At 67.9% G+C, this 18,328-nt stretch carries 17 protein-coding genes, 1 tRNA gene and 1 other RNA gene; 12 read left to right on the top strand and 7 right to left on the bottom strand.

Annotated features, from left to right (window positions below):
* The first annotated feature begins 4 nt into the window (after nucleotides 1–4).
* The 5 genes from ACP7AS_RS05190 (at nucleotide 5) to ACP7AS_RS05170 (ending at nucleotide 6,021) form a co-directional block, all read left to right on the top strand.
* Nucleotides 5–574, top strand: coding sequence for a DUF1579 domain-containing protein (locus tag ACP7AS_RS05190; RefSeq protein ID WP_426027797.1), 570 nt, complete (start codon nucleotides 5–7; stop codon nucleotides 572–574).
* Between the two features lie 225 nt (nucleotides 575–799).
* Complete coding sequence (locus ACP7AS_RS05185; protein ID WP_426027796.1) at nucleotides 800–2,467, top strand: M28 family metallopeptidase; 1,668 nt, start codon at nucleotides 800–802, stop codon at nucleotides 2,465–2,467.
* A gap of 253 nt (nucleotides 2,468–2,720) precedes the next feature.
* Nucleotides 2,721–4,343 carry a M28 family peptidase gene (locus ACP7AS_RS05180; RefSeq protein WP_426027795.1) on the top strand — a complete coding sequence of 541 codons (1,623 nt, stop codon included), beginning with the start codon at nucleotides 2,721–2,723 and terminating at the stop codon, nucleotides 4,341–4,343.
* Complete coding sequence (locus ACP7AS_RS05175) at nucleotides 4,340–4,726, top strand: RidA family protein (protein WP_426027794.1); 387 nt, start codon at nucleotides 4,340–4,342, stop codon at nucleotides 4,724–4,726. The genes ACP7AS_RS05180 and ACP7AS_RS05175 overlap by 4 nt, the downstream gene beginning before the upstream one ends.
* Nucleotides 4,727–4,809: 83 nt before the next feature.
* Nucleotides 4,810–6,021, top strand: a complete 1,212-nt coding sequence (locus tag ACP7AS_RS05170; RefSeq protein ID WP_426027793.1) for a M48 family metallopeptidase — start codon at nucleotides 4,810–4,812, stop codon at nucleotides 6,019–6,021.
* Here the strand turns inward: ACP7AS_RS05170 and ACP7AS_RS05165 are convergent.
* The 4 genes from ACP7AS_RS05165 to ACP7AS_RS05150 form a co-directional block, all read right to left on the bottom strand.
* Complete coding sequence (locus tag ACP7AS_RS05165; protein WP_426027792.1) at nucleotides 6,005–7,126, bottom strand: beta-ketoacyl-ACP synthase III; 1,122 nt, start codon at nucleotides 7,124–7,126, stop codon at nucleotides 6,005–6,007. The two genes, ACP7AS_RS05170 and ACP7AS_RS05165, sit on opposite strands and share 17 nt — an antisense overlap.
* Before the next feature lie 77 nt (nucleotides 7,127–7,203).
* Nucleotides 7,204–8,061, bottom strand: coding sequence for an HpcH/HpaI aldolase/citrate lyase family protein (locus ACP7AS_RS05160; protein WP_426027791.1), 858 nt, complete (start codon nucleotides 8,059–8,061; stop codon nucleotides 7,204–7,206).
* Nucleotides 8,061–8,738, bottom strand: coding sequence for an SDR family NAD(P)-dependent oxidoreductase (locus ACP7AS_RS05155; RefSeq protein ID WP_426027790.1), 678 nt, complete (start codon nucleotides 8,736–8,738; stop codon nucleotides 8,061–8,063). The genes ACP7AS_RS05160 and ACP7AS_RS05155 overlap by 1 nt, the downstream gene beginning before the upstream one ends.
* 39 nt (nucleotides 8,739–8,777) lie before the next feature.
* Entirely contained in the window at nucleotides 8,778–9,272 is a 495-nt protein-coding gene (locus tag ACP7AS_RS05150) for a GAF domain-containing protein (protein WP_426027789.1), read from the bottom strand.
* Between the two features lie 266 nt (nucleotides 9,273–9,538).
* Between ACP7AS_RS05150 and ACP7AS_RS05145 the strand changes: the two genes are divergently transcribed.
* Nucleotides 9,539–11,026 carry a tetratricopeptide repeat protein gene (locus tag ACP7AS_RS05145; RefSeq protein ID WP_426027788.1) on the top strand — a complete coding sequence of 496 codons (1,488 nt, stop codon included), beginning with the start codon at nucleotides 9,539–9,541 and terminating at the stop codon, nucleotides 11,024–11,026.
* A gap of 15 nt (nucleotides 11,027–11,041) precedes the next feature.
* Nucleotides 11,042–12,538 (top strand): hypothetical protein, encoded by a 1,497-nt coding sequence (locus ACP7AS_RS05140; protein WP_426027787.1) that lies wholly within the window; start codon nucleotides 11,042–11,044, stop codon nucleotides 12,536–12,538.
* Between the two features lie 57 nt (nucleotides 12,539–12,595).
* Here ACP7AS_RS05140 and ACP7AS_RS05135 read toward each other — a convergent pair.
* Nucleotides 12,596–12,671, bottom strand: a tRNA-Ile gene (locus ACP7AS_RS05135).
* A gap of 201 nt (nucleotides 12,672–12,872) precedes the next feature.
* Here ACP7AS_RS05135 and ACP7AS_RS05130 point away from each other — a divergent pair.
* The gene (locus ACP7AS_RS05130; RefSeq protein WP_426027786.1) at nucleotides 12,873–13,667 is read left to right on the top strand and encodes an SIMPL domain-containing protein; all 795 of its coding nucleotides are present in this window, start codon (nucleotides 12,873–12,875) and stop codon (nucleotides 13,665–13,667) included.
* Nucleotides 13,668–13,776: 109 nt separating this feature from the next.
* Here ACP7AS_RS05130 and ACP7AS_RS05125 read toward each other — a convergent pair whose 3' ends face one another.
* A complete protein-coding gene (locus ACP7AS_RS05125) occupies nucleotides 13,777–14,052 on the bottom strand; it encodes a hypothetical protein (RefSeq protein ID WP_426027785.1) in 276 nt (91 codons plus the stop codon).
* Between the two features lie 45 nt (nucleotides 14,053–14,097).
* Nucleotides 14,098–14,454 carry an aspartate 1-decarboxylase gene (panD, locus tag ACP7AS_RS05120; protein ID WP_426027784.1) on the bottom strand — a complete coding sequence of 119 codons (357 nt, stop codon included), beginning with the start codon at nucleotides 14,452–14,454 and terminating at the stop codon, nucleotides 14,098–14,100.
* Nucleotides 14,455–14,675: 221 nt separating this feature from the next.
* Here panD and sppA point away from each other — a divergent pair, with 221 nt between their 5' ends.
* The 4 genes from sppA to rnpB all read left to right on the top strand — a co-directional run bounded on the left by sppA (nucleotide 14,676) and on the right by rnpB (nucleotide 18,093).
* Entirely contained in the window at nucleotides 14,676–16,454 is a 1,779-nt protein-coding gene (gene sppA, locus ACP7AS_RS05115; RefSeq protein WP_426027783.1) for a signal peptide peptidase SppA, read from the top strand.
* Between the two features lie 105 nt (nucleotides 16,455–16,559).
* Nucleotides 16,560–16,877: a hypothetical protein gene (locus ACP7AS_RS05110; RefSeq protein ID WP_426027782.1), complete on the top strand. Its 318-nt coding sequence runs from the start codon at nucleotides 16,560–16,562 to the stop codon at nucleotides 16,875–16,877.
* 67 nt (nucleotides 16,878–16,944) lie between these two features.
* Nucleotides 16,945–17,646 (top strand): peptidoglycan recognition protein family protein, encoded by a 702-nt coding sequence (locus ACP7AS_RS05105; RefSeq protein WP_426028138.1) that lies wholly within the window; start codon nucleotides 16,945–16,947, stop codon nucleotides 17,644–17,646.
* Nucleotides 17,647–17,716: 70 nt separating this feature from the next.
* An RNA gene (gene rnpB / locus ACP7AS_RS05100) (RNase P RNA component class A) lies at nucleotides 17,717–18,093 on the top strand.
* Nucleotides 18,094–18,328 lie beyond the last annotated feature (235 nt).

Raw genomic sequence — 18,328 nt, 5'->3', positions numbered from 1 at the left:
GCTCATGAAACCGCTCACCGGTATGGCTGTCGCCGCCGCCCTGTTCTGCATCCCCGCCGCCGCCTCGGCCCAGGCCATGAACCCCGAAGGCACGCCCGAACAGCGGGCCGCGATGCAGGCCCTGTCCTGGATGGATGGCGAATGGGTCGGGCAGGCCACCCTCTACATGGGCCCGGGCAGAACCGAGACCCACACCCACACCGAACGGATCGGCCCCATGCTGGGCGGTTCGATCAAGGTGATCGAAGGCCGCAGCAGCGGGGCCGCTGACCAGCCGGGCTTCAACGCCTTCGCCGTCGTCTCGTGGGATGACGGGTCAGATCGGTTCATGATGCGCTCCTACGCCAACGGCCAGGCGGGGGACTTCCCGCTCGCAGCCACGACCGACGGGTTCGCCTGGTCGACCCCGAGCCGCGGGGGCGAAATGCGCTATGTGACCACCTTCAAGGACGGCGAATGGGTCGAGGTCGGCCATTTCGTCATGCCGGGCCGCGAACCCTTGAAGGTCATCGAACTGCGCCTGCGCCGCCGCGGCGATACCGACTGGCCGGCGGGCAATCCGGTCGCGCCCTGATCCCGGGAAAATCCGCTCATCCCGGCGAGAGCCGGGACCCGGTCCCTTCGTGAGGTTCACTGTGCGGGATTGCCAGATGCGCGATGCTGGTAGCGTCTGATCGCCCAAAGTACCGGGTCCCGGCTTTCGCCGGGATGAGCGGAGCGAGCGTCAGCCTGATCGACAGGACGCGATCCAGGTCCTAACGTCATGCCCTCCTGTTCAAGGCTGAGGGTTCCCCTGTCCATGCGTCTGTTCCCGACCGCCGCCGTGCTTGCCGCCGGTGCCCTGTTGTCCGCCTGCGCGTCGACGGGAGGAGACGGCCCGACGGCTCCGGCCGCGACCTTCGACGCCGCCCGGCTGTCCGAACACGCGCGCGTGCTGGCCAGTGACGAATACCAGGGCCGGGGTATCGCCACGCCGGCCGAGGACATGACCATCCGCTACCTCAGCGAACAGTATGCGGCCGCGGGCTTCCAGCCGGGCGGCGCCAACGGTTCCTGGACACAGGACGTGGCCCTGAATCGTTTCACCGCCTCCAATTTCCAGGGCGTGCAGCTGAAGGTCGGGAATGACACCGTCCCGCTGACCCAGGGCCAGCAGATCACCATCTCGACACGTCGGCCCGGCGATCACGTCATGCTGACGGATGCGCCCCTGGTCTTCGTCGGCTACGGCATCAAGGCCCCCGAACGGAACTGGGACGATTTCAAGGGCGTGGACGTGCGCGGAAAGGTCATTGTCGTCCTGGTCAACGACGCCGACTTCGAGGAGCCGGCCCTGAACACCTTCAACGGCCGGGCCATGACCTACTATGGCCGCTGGACCTACAAATACGAGGAAGCCGCGCGTCAGGGGGCCGCGGGCATCATCATCGTGCACGAGACGGCACCGGCCTCATACGGCTGGGCGACGGTCCAGAACAGCTGGTCGGGTCCGCAGTTCGACATCGTCCGCGCCAACGCCGCGGCCGAGCGCGTACCGATGGAATCCTGGATGCAGCGCGACGTGGCCGTCGACCTGTTCCGCCGCTCGGGTCAGGATTTCGAGGCCCTGAAGACCCGCGCCCGCAGCCGCGACTTCCGTCCGGTCGAACTGGCCGGCGCGACCTTCAGCGGCATGTTCGACGTGGCGACCAGCCGGGTCACGACCCACAACGTCATTGCCCGCCTGCCGGGTACGACCCATCCTGATGAAACCATCCTCTACACGGCCCACTGGGACCACATCGGCGTGGGCGAGCCCGACGCCAACGGCGACCGCATCTTCAACGGTGCCGTCGACAATGCGACCGGCACCGCCGGCCTGCTGGAACTGGCCCGTCTCTGGGCCGCCGGACCCCGTCCGGAACGTTCGATCGTGATGATCAGCTTCACAGCCGAGGAGAGCGGGCTGCTGGGTTCGGAATTCTATGCCGCCAATCCGGTCTATCCGCTGGCCACGACCGTGGCGGGCTTCAACATCGATGCCATGAACGTCTACGGCCGGGTCGCCGACGTGGACATCATCGGCTCGGGCCAGTCCAATCTCGACGCCCGCGTCACCGCCGAAGCGACGCGTCAGGGCCGCACCGCCAAGCCGGACAGCAATCCGGCCTCGGGCAGCTATTTCCGCTCGGATCACTTCCCCCTCGCGAAGCGCGGCGTGCCGATGGCCTATGTCGACGGCGGCGGTGCCTTCCGCGACGAGCCGATCGCCGCGCGCGATGCCGCCCGGTCGGAATACGGTGCGCGCCGCTATCACCAGGCCGATGACGAATGGTCGGCCGACTGGGACCTGCGCGGTCAGGTCGAGGATCTGGAGCTGATCTTCACCATCGGCCGCGATCTGGCCAACAGCCGCGACTGGCCGGACTGGATGCCGGGCTCGGAGTTCGGTCCGGCGCGTGCGCCGAGCGCAGGCGAGCGGCGGTAGGCTTCGGCGTTCTCCCTCCCCCGCCGGGGGAGGGTGGTCGCGCCAGCGACCGGGTGGGGACGGCTCGGCAATCTGATCTCAGTGCGTGTCTCTCCCAGCCCCTCCCATCCTGTCGTCGCTTCGCGTCGACATCCCTCCCCCGGCGGGGGAGGGAGAACCGCGCCGCGCCTCCCACATGACCAAAACTTAACAGACGAGCCCCGGGCGGCCCCCTAGAGTGCGGGCCATTGATCCGGGGATGGAGCCCACACCTATGTTTCGCAAGATGATGGGCGGCGTCGCCGTCGCCGCCGTGCTGCTGGCCGCCGGCCTGGCCTCGGCCCAGGATTTCTCCGCCGCCCGGATCAGCGACAATATCCGCACCATCAGCGCCGACGAATACCAGGGCCGTTATCCCGGCACGGACGGCGAGCGGATGGTTCTGGCTTGGTTGCAGGCCCAGTATGAGGCCATGGGCATGCAGCCCGGCGGGCCGGACGGCCAATGGCTGCAGCCGGTCGAACTGAAGCGCTTCACCCCGGTCGCCGGCGCGACCGCCAGCTGGACCGGTCCGGACGGCACTGTTCACCCTCTGACGCCAGGAACCGATATCGCCTTGCGGGCCGCGACCAACGACGGACGGGCCAGCATCCGTGACGCCGGCCTGGTCTTCGTTGGCCACGGCATCTATGCGCCGGAGCGTCAGTGGGACGACTATGGCGTCGCCGATGTGCGCGGCAAGATCGTGATCGTCATGCCGGGCGAGCCGGAGGATGCACGCTTCAACGGCGCATACCAGACCGCCTATGCGTCCGCGGCCGCCAAGGCCGACGAGGCGTTCCGACGGGGTGCGGTCGGCGTACTGACGCTGGTGCCCGGACCCACCGCATCGCCCATGTGGCAGGGCTCCGTGCGCGGCAACGGCCGCACACGCACCCTGACACCGGGTGCCGCGGATCTGGAGTTTTCGGGCGGCATCAACCATGACACCGCCGCCGGCTGGGCCGCCGCTGCCGGGCTGGATATCGCCCAACTGCCGAACGTCGCCGACGGCACTTTCAAGGCCGTGGAACTGCGGGGCGTGACCCTGTCGGTCGAGGCGTCCGAGACCATCGACACCCTGGTCACGCACAATCTGCTGGCCCGTATTCCGGGGACCGAATTCCCCAACGAGACCATCATCTATTCGGCCCACTGGGACCATGTCGGCGGCGCGGCACAGCATCCTGGCGTCGCAGGCGACAACATCTGGAACGGGGCCTGGGACAACGCCTCGGGCACCATCGGCGTGCTGGAGATGGCGCGCCAGCTGAGCGCCGCCCCGCGTCCGAAGCGCTCGATCGTCTTCGCCCATATGGCGGCCGAGGAGATGGGTCTGCTGGGGGCTTATGGCTATGCGGCTGACCCGGTGTATCCGCTGGAGACCACGGTCGCCGACATCAATATCGACATGCTGCCGCTGTCGGCCCCGACCCGCGACCTGCCGATCTTCGGCAAGGGCCAGAATGACCTGGAAGACCGGCTGCAGGTGCTGGCGGCCGCCGAGGGCCGGGTGGTCACCGACGACCGCGAGCCGGAGCAGAACTATTACTATCGATCCGACCATTTCCCGTTCGCCCGGGCCGGCGTGCCGGCGATCATGCCGTGGCACGGGGTCGATCTGGACGAAGGGGGCGTCGCCGTCGGCCTGCCCGCCTACCGGGCCAAATTCTCGGCCGACTATCACAAGGCCTCGGACGAATGGTCGGCCGAGCTGGACTTCTCGTCGGCGGTCGAGAACCTGACCCTGCTCTATCGACTGGGTCTGGATCTCGCCAACAGCGCCGACTGGCCGGCCTGGAAGCCGACGTCAGAGTTCGCCGTGGTGCGCGCCCGCTCGGACGCCGCGCGCCAGTGACGACGATCCGCCCCCTGACCGGCGACGGCTCGCCGCCGGTCGAGGGCTCGTATCCGCAGGCGGTGGAGGTCACGGCCCCCACCCGCTGGCTGTATCTTTCGGGCCAGATTCCGGTCGCGCCCGACGGGGCGCTGGCGGCGGATTTCACCGGCCAGTGTGATCAGGTCTGGTCGAACATCGAGACCCAGCTGGACGCCGCCGGCATGTCTCTGGACAGCCTCGTCAAGGTCACGACCTTCCTGTCGGACCGGCGGTATGCGCTGGCGAACCGCGAGGTGCGCATCCGTCGTCTGGCGGGCCGGCAGCCGGCCCTGACGGTGATCGTCACCGGCCTCTTCGACGCGGCCTGGCTGGTCGAGATCGAGGTCGTGGCGGCGGCCTGAAGCGGCCCGGTCGCATGACGCCGATTTAAGCTGACAGGCTGGCGCGGCAGGCGTCTTGTGGGGGTGTCAGGGAGGAAACCGTCATGAGCATCGATCCCGCGGCCGAGACCGCGCGCTGGCTGGCGACGCTGTCACCCGAGGACACCGCCCGCGCCATCTCCTACACCCAGGGCGGCCACTGGCTCTTGCTGTGGGGCGCGATCGTGTCGATCGCCGTGGCCTGGATCATCATCCGGACCGGCGTCCTGAGCGGCATCCGTGACCGGCTCGAGCGGCGGCGCAAACGGCCCAAGCTGGTCTCGCTGCTGACGGGCGTCACCTGGTTGCTGATGACCTTCGTCCTCACCCTGCCGTGGTCGATCTACGAAAGCTGGTGGCGCGAGAAACAATACGGGCTGACCAGCCAGCCGCTGACCGGCTGGCTGACCGAAGCGCTCATGGGCACGGCGATCTCGGTCGTCTTCATGGGACTGCTGATCGTGGCCCTGTATTTCATCATCCGCCATGCGCGGCGGCTGTGGTGGGCATGGGGCGCGGGGCTGACGGCGGTGGCCGTGGTCTTCATGCTGCTGGTGTCGCCGATCCTGATCGAGCCCCTGTTCAACACCTATACCCCGGCCCCGGACGGCCCCGTGCGCGATGCAGTGGTCGAGCTGGCCCATGCCACCGGCACGCCGGACGACAAGATCTATATCTTTGACGGCTCGAAACAGTCCGACCGCTACACGGCCAATGTCTCGGGTCTGTTCGGCTCGGCCCGGGTGGCGATGAGCGACGTGATGTTCAAGAAGGGGGCCGATATCGCCGAGGTGCGCGGCGTCGTGGGCCATGAGATGGGCCACTATGTCCACATGCACTCGCTGTGGATCACCGGCATCTTCATTCTGCTGGCGGCCGCGGGCTTCTTCCTGATCGACCGTCTGTTCCCGCTGGCGAAGCGGCTCTTGGGGGCGGATCGGGTTGGCAAGATTTCCGATCCCGCCGGCCTGCCGGTGCTGGCTGCCATAGGGGCGGTGCTGGGCCTGCTGGCCACGCCGGTGATGTCGACGCTGATCCGGACGATCGAGGCGGACGCCGACCACTTCTCCATGGTCCACGCCAATGAGCCGGACGGGCTGGCGAAGGCCCTGATCAAGACCGCGGAGTACCGCGCACCGTCACCCTCGGCGATCGAGGAGTTCATCTTCTACGATCACCCGTCGGTCGGGAACCGCGTGCGCCGGGCGATGGAATGGAAGGCGGCGCATCCGCCTTCGCGCCCGGCCCCGCCCGTTGCGGTCAGGCCCGCTTCCTGACGAAGACGGTCCCGGCGGAATAGCCGGCGCCGAAGCTGCAGATCAGGCCGGTGTCGCCGGCCGCCATGTCCTGCTGGCGCAGGTGGAAGGCGATGATCGAGCCGGCCGAGGAGGTGTTGGCGTATTCGTCCAGGATGATGACGTTCTCTTCGGGCTCGGGCTCGCGGCCCAGCACCTTGCGGCCGATGAACTGGTTCATGTTGATATTGGCCTGGTGCAGCCACATCCGTTTCAGCGTCGTGGGGTCGATGCCGAGGTCGGCCGCGTGGTCGATGATCATCTCGGACACCATCGGCACCACGTCCCTGAAGACCTTGCGCCCCTGCTGGATGAACAGCTTGTCGGGGGCCCCGATCCCCTCGGGCGCGGCGTTGTTCAGGAAGCCGAAATTGTTGCGGATGTTGTTCGAGAAGACCGTCTTCAGCCGCGTACCGAGGATGTCCCAGCCGCCGGGACCGGCCACATCCGAAGCCTCGATGATCACGGCGGTGGCGACGTCACCGAAGATGAAATGGCTGTCGCGGTCGCGGAAATTCAGGTGGGCGGAACAGACTTCGGGATTGACCATCAGCACGGCCTTGACCGAGCCCGAGGCGACGAAGTCCGCCGCCGTCTTGATCCCGAACGTGGCCGAGGAACAGGCCACATTCATGTCGAAGCCGAAGCCGTCGATGCCGAGCGCCTGCTGGATCTCGACGGCCAGGGCCGGATAGGGGCGGGGCATGTTGGAGGCGGCGCACAGGACCGCGCCGATCTCGCTGACCGGCTTGCCCCAGGCCTCGATCGCCTGACGCGCCGCGGCGAGGGCCATCTCGGCCATGATCGACAGCTCGTCGTTGGAGCGCTCGGGGATGTTCGGCGTCATGCGGGCGGGGTCCAGCACCCCGGCCTTGTCGAGCACGAACCGGCTCTTGATGCCCGAGGCCTTCTCGATGAACTCGACCGATGAGGGGGTCAGTTCCGCGACGTCGCCCTCGAGGATTTCAGCCGCATGATCGGCGTTGAACCGCTCGGCATAGGCGTTGTAGGCGGCGACCAGTTCGGCGTTGGAGATCGACTGTTCGGGGGTGAACAGGCCGGTGGCGGCGATGACAGCGTGGGTCATGAGAGGTGGGGCCCTGTCGCTCGCGGCGCGGCCGCTCGCTGCATGAGGGCGGGGCGCTGAGCTCTGTTTCTGGACGACTAGATAGGCGGGACTGCGGCCCGCGTCGAGGCCGCCGCGTGACGGGCGAGCAGACGGTGTGCGGCCTCGAGATGCAGCCGCTCGACCATGCGGTAGCCGACGCGAATCGCGCCCTTGCCCTGTGCGTCGGCGGAGGCGAAGGCGGCGACGACTTCACGGGCTTTCGCGACCTCTTCGGGCGAGGGCGAGAAGGCGGCGTTGGCGGCGTCGATCTGGGCCGGATGGATCAGGCTCTTGCCGTCAAAGCCGAAGGCGCGGCCCTGCCGACATTCGGCCTGCAGTCGGTCGCTGTCGTCGGTGGCGTTGACGACGCCATCGATGGCCAGAAGCCCGTGCCCCCGGGCGGCGGCGACCACGGCGGCCAGCCAGGGCTTCAGCGGCTCGCGCTCGGGCCCCAGCACCAGATTCATCCGCTCGCCGAAATCGTTGATGCCCAGCATCAGGGCGGCCAGAGGGGCCCCGGCCCCGGCGATCTGGTCCAGACGCAGCACCGACAGCGGGGTCTCGACCATGATCCAGAGATCAGTCCCGATCGGCAGGCGGGCGGCGACCGCGCGGACGGCCTCCGGGCTCTCGATCTTGGGGGCGACGACGAAATCGGGCTTGTGAACGCAGAGGGCCGTCAGATCGTCCGCACCCCAGGCCGTATCCAGTCCATTGATGCGAACGCCGACGCGGGAGCCAAAACCACCCGCCGCAAGGGCATCGACCGCGGCCTGGCGTGCCTCGGCCTTGGCGTCGGGCGCCACGGCATCCTCGAGGTCAAGGATCACCGCGTCAGCCTTCAGGCCACGCGCCTTCTCGATCGCGCGCGGATTCGAGGCCGGCAGGTAGAGGACCGAGCGAACCAGCTCCATCAGACGCGGCCCGTGACCGGGATCAGCGCCCCTGTGATCGCGCGGCTCCCCGGCGAGGCGAGAAACAGCATGACCCGCGCGAGGTCGGACGGCCGGACCCAATTGGCCGGATCGGCGTCGGGCATGTCCTTGCGGTTCTGATCGGTGTCGAGGATCGAGGGCAGGACGGCGTTGACGGTAACCGACGTCGACTTCAGCTCTTCGGCGAGGCTCTCGGTCAGACGGTGAACACCCGATTTGGAGGCGGCGTAGGCGCCCATGCCCGCCGCGCTCTTGAGGGCACCGTTGGCCCCGACATTGACGATGCGGCCGTCGTCGGAGCGTTTCAGGTGGGGCAGGGCGGAACGGCTGGCGTTCAGGGCGGTGGTCAGGTTCAGGGCGAACATCCTGTCCCAGGCCGGGTTGGCGTCCTCGGTGGTCTGCCAGACAAAGCCGCCGGCGATGTTCAGCAAGGCGTCCACTCGGCCGAAATGCGATGCCACGGCGTCGATGGACTTTGCCGCAGCGGCGGCGTCGGTCAGATCGACCCCGCCCAGTTCCAGAACGCCGTCGGGCACGGACTGGCCGCTCGCATGGTCGATGATGGCCACCTTGAGCCCGTCGGCCAGGGCCGCCTCGACGACGGCGCGCCCCAGCACGCCATGGCCGCCCGTGATCGCGATCACCCGTTCCGACATGCTGTTCTCCTGTTGGATGGCTGGCTTAGCAGACCCGGCTCAGGCCGCGAACACCCGGCCCATCAAGCGTTCCAGTGCCATGGCGTCGATGGCGTCAAAGGCGGCCTTTTCGGTCGCATCGACGTCAAACACGGCGATCAGTTGTCCGGCCGCATCGCGCACCGGAACCACGATCTCGCTGACCGAGCGGCTGTCACAGGCGATATGACCGGGAAAGGCGTGGACGTCCTCGACGATCTGGGTCTCCAGATCCCGCGCCGCCGTGCCGCACACGCCGCGCCCGAAGGCGATCCGCAGACAGCCCAGGGTGCCCTGATAGGGGCCGACGACCAGCTCGCCGGCCTTGTCCGGATCGACGACGTAGAAGCCTGTCCAGAAGAACACGGGAAAGGCGTCGGCCAGCATGGCGGAGACGGTGGCCATGCGCGCGGTACGGTTGGGTTCGCCCTCCAGAACCGCCAGGATTTCGTCTTCCACTTCTGCGTAACGCGCGGCCTTGTCGGCGGGGCAATCGTCGCGGGCGGCATAGGCCATGAGGGAACTCCGGGCAGGTCTGGCCGACGCATATAGGGACACCCGCCCTCGCTGGCGAGGGCGGGTTTTTCGCCTGCGAGGCGAATGTGCAAGTCGCTGATTTGTGGGGATAAGTACGGACCCGAACACAAAAGCCTCAGGCTGCGGCAACGCTTTGTCGCAAACCGGCGTTAACCTTGACAGATGGTTAACAGGACGGGACTGTGACGCTTGCGCAAGGTCAGCGTGCAGTCGGTCGACGTCTGCGATTGGTCCAAGGGGTAAGCATGAGCGAGGGTCATTCGGATCGTGACGATCACGCCCGCTCGGGCAACCGTCGCGGTCCCGTGGCGATCGCAGCGGTCGCCGGAGTCCTGGCCCTGACGGCGCTGGCCATGGCCTCATGCGGCGACCGGGACGGCGTGCGCTTCTGGCAACGCGATGCCGGTGCAGCCAGCAACGCCTGTCCCCGCCCTGCATCGTTGACGGGATCCGAGTTCAACGCCCAGGAAACCGGCCTGAGGGCGCTGCGGCGCGCCGCCTTCCGCGGCGACTTCTTCGCCCAGCTTGAACTCGGCGCACGCTATGCGGCCGTGCGGGCCACCGACAAGAATATCGAGGACCCGATCGAAAGCGCGACCTGGTATGCGCTGGCCCTGTCCAATGACGAGGGTTATGCGCCGATCAACCGCGTCGATCGTGGCGGATTCGGCGGCTGGCGCCCGCTTTCGAAATACGACGACTGCCGGGCCTACGAGCGTCACGCGGCCTATCAGCGGCTGGACCGGCAGCTGGGCCAGATGACCCGCGACGAACAGGAAGCGGTGCGCGATCGCGTCATCTATGTGCTCTCGACCCAGGACGCCAACGGCTATCGCACCCTGGCCCGGCTTCACGACGGTCTGTACGGCCCGTTCGGCGAGCCCGAGGACAATCGCGAGGCGCGCGAAGCCTGGGGACGCAGTCAGAACGGCAATGGCGACGCCCGTGACCGCAACCGGCGCGGCTATTTCTCGGCGACCAATCTGTTCCAGCGGAATGATGTCGACGCCTATCTGTACAACTATCTGGCGGTTCAGACCGGCGACGTGGGGGCCTATGTCCTGCTGAAGGATTTCGAGCGTTCCGCGCCCAGCCGCGGCCAGTACCAGGGGTTCGTCGAGACCAAGGCGCGGCAGTGGACTCCGCCGTTCGAATTCTATCCCAACAGCGCCCCCCGATCCGGCGTGCCCTTCTCGGATGAAAGCCGCCCGCGCGGCGACGCCTACGAATATGCGCTCGGCCGGATGGCGGGCGAACTGCCCTTCATCCACGTCAGCCGGGCCCTGCGCTATCTCGGGATTGCCGACACTGCCGTCGCCCGTCCCGAAGACCTGTCCAAACGCCAGATCGAGACCCTTGAGGCGATGTTGGGTCACCCGATGGAGGGCCGGCTCTCCTATCTGGAGCGGGTCCGCGCCATCCAGATGGCGGCGATCAACGGCTCGTCTGAAGCCCAGCTGGTGCTTGCGGTCATGTATGCCGAGGGCATCGGCCTGCCCGCCGACTACGCCCGCGCCTTCAAATGGTTCGAGGAGGCGGCGCGCCAGGGCAGCCCGGAAGCCAAATTCGCCATGTCGAGCTATTTCGCCCTCGGCGTTTCCGGTGTGGCCGATCAGGACAAGGCCCAGGCCGTGGCCCTGAGGATCGATTCCGCCCTTTCCGGCTTTGGCCCCTCGGCCGGCCGCCTGCAAGCCGTGCTGGCCCAGGTCTCCCGTTCGCAGCAGCGCCGCTAAGGAGGGCGTAAGATCATGACCAGCCCCACGCCCTTCGGCCGTATCGCCAGTGTCTTCGGAGGGGCCATCGCCATGGCCGCCGCCGTCGGTGCATTCGTCCTGACCGACGTCCCGACCGCGCGCGCCCAGGTCGCCGCCAAGGTGGAAAGTCAGACCCGGCCCAATTTCGGTATCCTGCTGGACCCGCCCGCGCGCAGTGCCCGCGGCCGCGCTTCGTCGCACCGCCGCTTTGACTATGGTCGTCACCGTCCTGACTGGCGGCCCGGCTATCCCGGCGGTCGCCCAGGCGGGGAAGAAGTCGTGCTGGTCGACTGCGGCGGCAACCCGGGAACCGGCGCGGTCGAGGATGCGGTGCGCCGGGTTCGGCCGGGCGGCACCCTGGTCATCCGCGCGCGCGGCGGAGCCTGCGTGGGCTGGCTGAACATCGACAAGCCCCTGACCATTATTGGCGAGGGCGGTTTTGACCCACGCGACTGGGACCGCAACCCGACCCCGACGCTGACGGCACCCGACGGGCTTCCTTGCATGACCGTGGCGCAGGGCGTGCGGGTCGAGATCCGTGACATGGTGTTCGCCTCGCCGCGGGCCGGCGACGCGGCCTGCATCGTCGGCTACGGAGCCGAGATCGTGATGAACCGGGTCGGCTTCCGCCACGCCGGTGACGAGGCCGCCATCTATGTCGACGGCGGCCTGCTCGACATCCGCAACGCCGTTATCGACGCCCAGACCATCGCACCCGCCATTGTGGCGGACGGCGCGGTCCTGACCGCCTGGGAGATGGTGGTGACCGGTGCACAGTCCGGTCTGGAGCTGACCCCGGGTACCGGCCAGACCTCGCGAATCGGCTCGACGACCCTGAAAGGGACGGGCTCGCCCAACGCCTTCGGGCCTCGATCCATCGGTGTGGTGGTTCGGTCGGCACGCGAGTACGGCCGCGTCGAGATCGATAACACCGCCATCGTCGGCTATGTCGAGGGCGTCGCCGTCGAGGGGGCTTCCGTCCAGATCCAGGGCAGCCGCATCGGCCGCTCGGACAAGGGTGTGGTGCTCTACAACGGCGAACTGCGTCTGTCCGACAGCCGTATCCGGGCCTCAACGGTGGGCGTCGCCGCCGCCTCGGGCCATGCGGTCATCGTCAACAACGTCTTCTCCGGCGTTCGCGAAGTGATCTACGCCGAGAACCGCGCAACCGTGGAAGCCGACGGCAACCGGGTCTGGTCCCAGTACCTCTGCAGGGCCCAGTTCCGCGACCGCTACCGCGGCCGTTATGAGCCTTACTGGCGTCCGGGACAGGGCTGGGAGTGCATGTACGGCTCCTACCCGCAGAACTGGTGGGAAGACGAGGACGGCCTTCTGGGCCTGCCCTACCAGGACGACGGCTATCAACTGGATGGCTATCGCGACTATCAGAGCGGTCGCGGCTGGTACACGCGGGAAGGCACCTATGTGCGCGATGACCGCTATGAGGGCGATCAGCGCTGGCGCGGCGGCGGTTTCTTCGACCGTCGCTAGCCGGATATCGAAAAATCACGGCCCCGGCGCAGAGCGTTCGGGGCCGTTCTTGCGATTTGGTAGGCGCGGAGGGACTCGAACCCCCAACCAGACCGTTATGAGCGGTCGGCTCTAACCATTGAGCTACGCGCCCGCCGTGGGCGTGGCCTAGCAGGCCGGGCGGCGGCTTGCCAAGCGGTGTCCTTTCGACGCTTCATGTCGCCGATTTCACGCCGATGAACGGAAACTGCCAAGGTCCGCGAGCGTTCATTCAGTGGTCCACGGTCAAGGTGCGGCCATGGTCGTCGCTCACCTTCGGGCGAACGGCCCCATCCCTTCCAGGAGTCCCGACGCCATGAACCGTCCCGCTTTCGCAGCCGCCGCCCCCGCCGTATCCAACCGCCTGCTGCTGATGAGCGGCGCGGTGATGGCTGCCGCCGCCCTGTTCGCCGCCCCCGCGGCCCGCGCCCAGTCCCAGCCGGACGGCGGCGCACCCATGACGATGCATGCCATGGTCGCGCCGCCCGCGCTCAACCTGTCGGCTTATGGTGAGGTCAAGACGGCACCCGACATGGCCACGATCAGTTTCGGAGTCGTCACCGAGGCGACGACCGCCGCCGAGGCCATGCGGCTGAATGCGACGCGGATGACCCAGGTCATGGCCGCCCTGCGCCGCGCCGGCATCGCCGAACGCGACGTCCAGACCTCGGGGCTGAACCTGTCGGCGCAGTATGACTACGTCCAGAACGAACCGCCCCGGCTGCGCGGCTATCAGGCCAACAACCGGGTCACGGTGATCATCAATGATCTCGATGCCGTCGGCACCACCGCCGATGCCGTGGTCGCGGCCGGGGTCAACCAGATCGACGGTATCTCGTTCGGCCTCAAGGACCCGACGATGGCCGAGAACCAGGCGCGCCAACTGGCCGTGCGCAATCTGCAGGCCAAGGCGTCGCTCTATGCCCAGGCCCTCGGCGTCGGCCTCGGCGGCATCCGCTCCCTGTCCGAGGGCGGTGGCTACTCGCCGCAGCCCGTGCCGATGTACGCCGTGCGGGCCCAGTCGATGGACAGCGGGAGTTCGACTCCGGTCGCAGCCGGCGAGCTGACGATCCGGATCGACATCACGGGCGTCTACGATCTGATGCGCTAAGCCCACCGGTGGTTGGTGGTTGGTGACGAGTGGTCTGCGTGCGGTCGACATCCGGGCCAATCACCAGCCACCAGCCACCAGCCACCAGCCGCCATCTCCTCGACCGGGCCTAGCGCGACCCCCGCACCAGCATCAGGCCCACGCCGATGTTGAGGCCGTAGCAGATGCCCAGCACCGCCAGCGCGGTGACCGGGCCGTCGTCCATGAAATAGAGCGGCAGGCTCCATGGCAGGCCCATGACCTTGGCGGGCAGGAACGACACCATGCCGTCCGTCTGGCCCAGAAAGCGCAAGCCCGTGGGCGTCGCCAGCATCAGGGCCACGGCACCGACGACGGCGTAAAGGCCGAACAGGACCCACTGCAGTCCCTGGATGGTGCGCGTCATCGGTCGTTCTCCCTGCGAACAGGGAAGGCCCCGGACGGGCCGCCGTCAAGCCGCGGACTTGATCTCGTTGTGGTCGCCCAGCAGCACCACGGTTGGCGACCACTGTCGGGCTTCTTCCTGGGGCATCTGGCCGTAGGTGACGATGATGACCTTGTCGTTCTTCTGCACCAGACGGGCCGCAGCGCCGTTGACCCCGATGACCCGCGAGCCGCGCGGGGCCTCGATGGCATAGGTGGTGAAACGCGCACCGTTGGTGATGTTCAGCACATCGACCTGCTCGTGCGGAAAGATGCCTGCGGCGTCCAGCAGGTCGGCGTCGATGGCGATCGAGCCTTCGTAGTCGAGGTCGGCCTGCGTCACCGTCGCGCGGTGCAGCTTGGCCTTCATGAGGGTGACCAGCATGGGGAGTGCGGTCCGGATGTGACGCGGGGCAATCGCCCCCGCTCGCAGACGCCCATATAGGGGTTTGAACGGGCTCCATCAATCAGGCTCGTTGCGCCGCACCATCCGATGCTGCGGCGCGGCCCGCGCGTTACGGGACGTTCATTTGACGGCAGGGTCTGCCGCCCTATGGTCAGGATGAGGCCATTACCCGGCCCGCCCTCCGGACCATGGCCCGCCCCATGAAGCAGTTCTTCCTGACCGTGCTCGGTGTCTTCGCCGGCCTGTTCCTCTTTCTGGTGGTGGTGCCCTTCATCCTGATCACCGTGGCGATCAGTTCGGCATCGACCAAGGAGCCGACGCCGTCCCATACGGTGCTGGAACTGGACCTGCGGGAAGGGATCACCGACCAGACGCCGACCAACCCCTTCGCCGCGTTTGGCGGCAGCGGGCTGTCGACGCTGCAGATCGTCGATACCCTGGCCCAGGCCGAGACCGACAACCGGGTCAAGGCGCTGCTGATCCGCCTGCCGGAAGGCGGCATCACCCCCGCCGCGGCCGACGAGATTCGCCAGGCGGTTCGTCGCTTCCGTCGCTCGGGCAAGGTCGTCATCGCCCATAGCCAGGGCTTCCAGCCCGTCGGCACGGCGGTCTCAAGCTATATGATCGGTGCCTCGGCGTCGGAACTGTGGATGCAGAACACGGCCGCCTTCCAGCTGGCGGGCTTCTCGGCTGACGGCGTCTTCCTCGGCCGGGCCTTCGCCAAATACGGCCTCACGCCGCAGTTCGAGCAGCGCTACGAGTACAAGAACGCCGTCAATGAATACACCGAGAGCGACTACACCCCGGCCCACCGCGAGGCGATGACGGCCTGGATGACCTCGATCTACACCTCGGCCCTCGCCAATGCGGCCCAGGACCGCAAGCTGACGCCGCGGGCGCTGCGCACGACCATCGAGGCCGGACCCTGGTCGTCGGCCGAGGCGCGCCAGCGCCGGCTGATCGACAAGATCGGTCAGGTGGAAGACGCCCAGAACGAAGCCAAACGCCGCGCCGGCCGCAACGCCGAGATCGTGGAGTTCGCGGACTATGCCGCGTCGAAGGGCGAGCGCGCCGGATCTGGCCGTAACGCCATCGCCATCATCGGTGGCGAGGGCGCGATCAATACGGGTACGGGCGGCGGTTCACCGTTCGGCGGCGGTGCGTCGATCATGTCGGACGATATGGCCGAGGCCATCTACGACGCCATCGAGGACAAGTCGGTCAAGGCTATCGTCTTCCGTGTCTCCTCGCCCGGTGGCTCGCCCGAGGCGTCGGAACAGATCCTGGCCGCCGTGCGCGCCGCCAAGGCGGCCGGCAAGCCGGTGGTCGTGTCGATGGGCGACTACGCCGCATCCGGCGGCTACTGGATCAGCTCGGAAGCGAACTGGATCGTGGCTCAGCCCTCGACCCTGACCGGCTCGATCGGCGTGTTCGGCGGCAAGTTCGTGGTGGCCGAGGCGCTGGGCCGGTTCGGCGTCGACATGCGCAACCTGACCGTCGGCGGCGACTATGCCAGCGCCTTCTCGCCCTCGCAGTCCTTCACGCCGGCGCAGCGCGCGGCCTTCGCGGCCCAGATCGACCGGACCTATGACGAGTTCATCGCCCGGGTCGCGGCCGGTCGCCGTCTGCCGCCCGCCCGGGTACGCGAGATCGCCCGCGGCCGTGTCTGGACCGGGGCCCAGGCCAAGACCATCGGACTGGTCGATCAGCTGGGAGGTATGGAGGAAGCGATCGCCAAGGCGCGCGAACTGGCCCGTATTCCGGCGGATGAGTCCGTGCGCTTCAAACGCTATCCGACGCCGGAATCGCCGTTCGAGGCGCTGTCCGAGGCCTTTGGCGTCTCGGGCGAGGCCGCGCAGGTTCTGATCGGCATCGGCGGCGTCATGAACGACCCGGCCGCCGAGGCGACCGTTCGTCGCATCCAGGCCGACCGCGCCCGCGCCTCGGGCGCGTCCGTGCTGGCGGATCAGCCCTGGTAGCCCCCTCGGAACACTCGCCTGTGAAGCGCCGGTCATTGACCGTTCATGCCTATGCACCGACATTGAGGGTTCGGCGTTGTTCACAGCGTCTGTGAAGGTGAAGTCATGACCCAGTCCGACCGTCTGATCTTTGGTCCCGGCAGCCGTCGGCCGACGAACGGCCTTCTGGCGTCGGTGCTTTGGCTCGGTGGTCTGGTCGCGACCCTGGTGGCCATGGCCGTCGGTGCGGTGCTGGCGGTGTTCACCGCCGCCGCGGTGGCCGTCATCGCCCTGTTCGCCGCCGTGCTGGTCTTCTTCGCCGGTCTGGCCATGGGTGCCCGCCGCAAGGTCACCGTCCGCGCCCGTCGTACCGACGATGTGATCGAGGCCCGCAAGGTCGACGGGGCCTGGGTGGCCTACGGCTGGGAGCGGCCGGGCCGGTAAGCGCGCCGTGCTGACCGTCAAGGACGCGCCATCCCCCAATTTTGATGCCCGCCGGGCCGTGCCCGACATGCTGGTGCTGCACTACACCGGCATGAAGACGGCGCGCGAGGCCGTCACCCGGCTGCGGGATCCCGAGGCGAAGGTGTCGGCCCACTATGTCGTCGACGAGGACGGCTCGATCCTCCGTCTGGTCGCGGAAGAGCGGCGCGCCTGGCATGCGGGAGCCGGGGCCTGGCAGGGCGAGACCGACTGTAACGCCGCCTCCATCGGTATCGAGATCGTCAATCCGGGCCATGAGTTCGGCTATCGCGACTTCCCCGAGGCCCAGATCGACGCGGTCATCAGTCTGGTCAGCGACATTCGCACCCGCTGGACCATCCCTGATGCCCGCATCATCGCCCACTCCGATCTCGCCCCCGAACGGAAGCAGGATCCCGGCGAACGCTTCCCGTGGAAGCGGCTGGCCTCGCTCGGCCACGGTCTGTGGTTCGAGCCGGCGGCGGAGCGGATCGCGGCGCTGGGTGTGCCGCTGAATGTCGGCGACGAAGGTCTGGGCGTCGTCGTCCTGCGCGCCGGCCTGCATCGGCTGGGTTATGCGCTGACGCCGGGCGGCGACTACGACGAGGCGACCCGGCTGACGGTCGAAGCCTTTCAGCGCCATTGGCGTCCGGGCCGTGTCGACGGCGTCGCCGACGGCGAGACGCGAGCCACGCTGATGGGCGTGCTGCAACTGGCGACGGCGGAGAGCATCACGGGCGTCCTGCAGTAAGCCTTCTCCCTCCCCATGAAGGGGAGGGAGAACGTTGACGCAGCCGGCCGAAAAGCCCACCTAGCCCCCGTCAGACGGCCGGGCGGTCGCGGCGGGGGCTTGCCCCTGTCGAGGAAAGTCCGGGCTCCACGGTGAAAAGGCGGCGGGTAACTCCCGCCCGGGGCGACCCGAGGGATAGCGCCACAGAAAGCAAACCGCCTGCCCCCCGGGGCAGGGAAGGGTGAAAGGGTGGGGTAAGAGCCCACCGCGTGCCTGGCAACAGGGACGGCATGGCAAGCCCCGCCTGGAGCAAGACCGAATAGGGACGTCGCGCGGGTTCGCCCGCAGGGTTCATCGCCCGAGGCGTCCGGGTAGGTCGCGAGAACCGTCCGGCAACGGGCGGTCCAGAGGAATGATCGTCGCCCGCTTCGGCGGGAACAGAACCCGGCTTACAGGCCGTCTGACATTCTTTTTTGTAGGCCTACGCTCGCCGCGCGGCAGCTCGCTGCTTGAGGCCCGACATCTCCTCCCCATGAGCGTTGCGAATGGGGAGGTGGCTCGACGGCGACAGCCGGCGAGACGGAGGGGGTGACTCGGTGCGAGGGGATTGGCGGTCCACCGGGCCCCGCCGGCGTCCGTCAGGGCGCGAAGATGTGCCGCGCCACCTCCCCCGGCAGGGCAGGAGATCGGCGGTATGCTGTTA

This window comes from Brevundimonas sp. TWP2-3-4b2, from assembly GCF_049897345.1.
Taxonomy (GTDB): Bacteria; Pseudomonadota; Alphaproteobacteria; order Caulobacterales; family Caulobacteraceae; genus Brevundimonas.
Note: the sequence above shows the minus strand (reverse complement) of the source record. Positions and strands in the feature narration are given on the sequence as shown.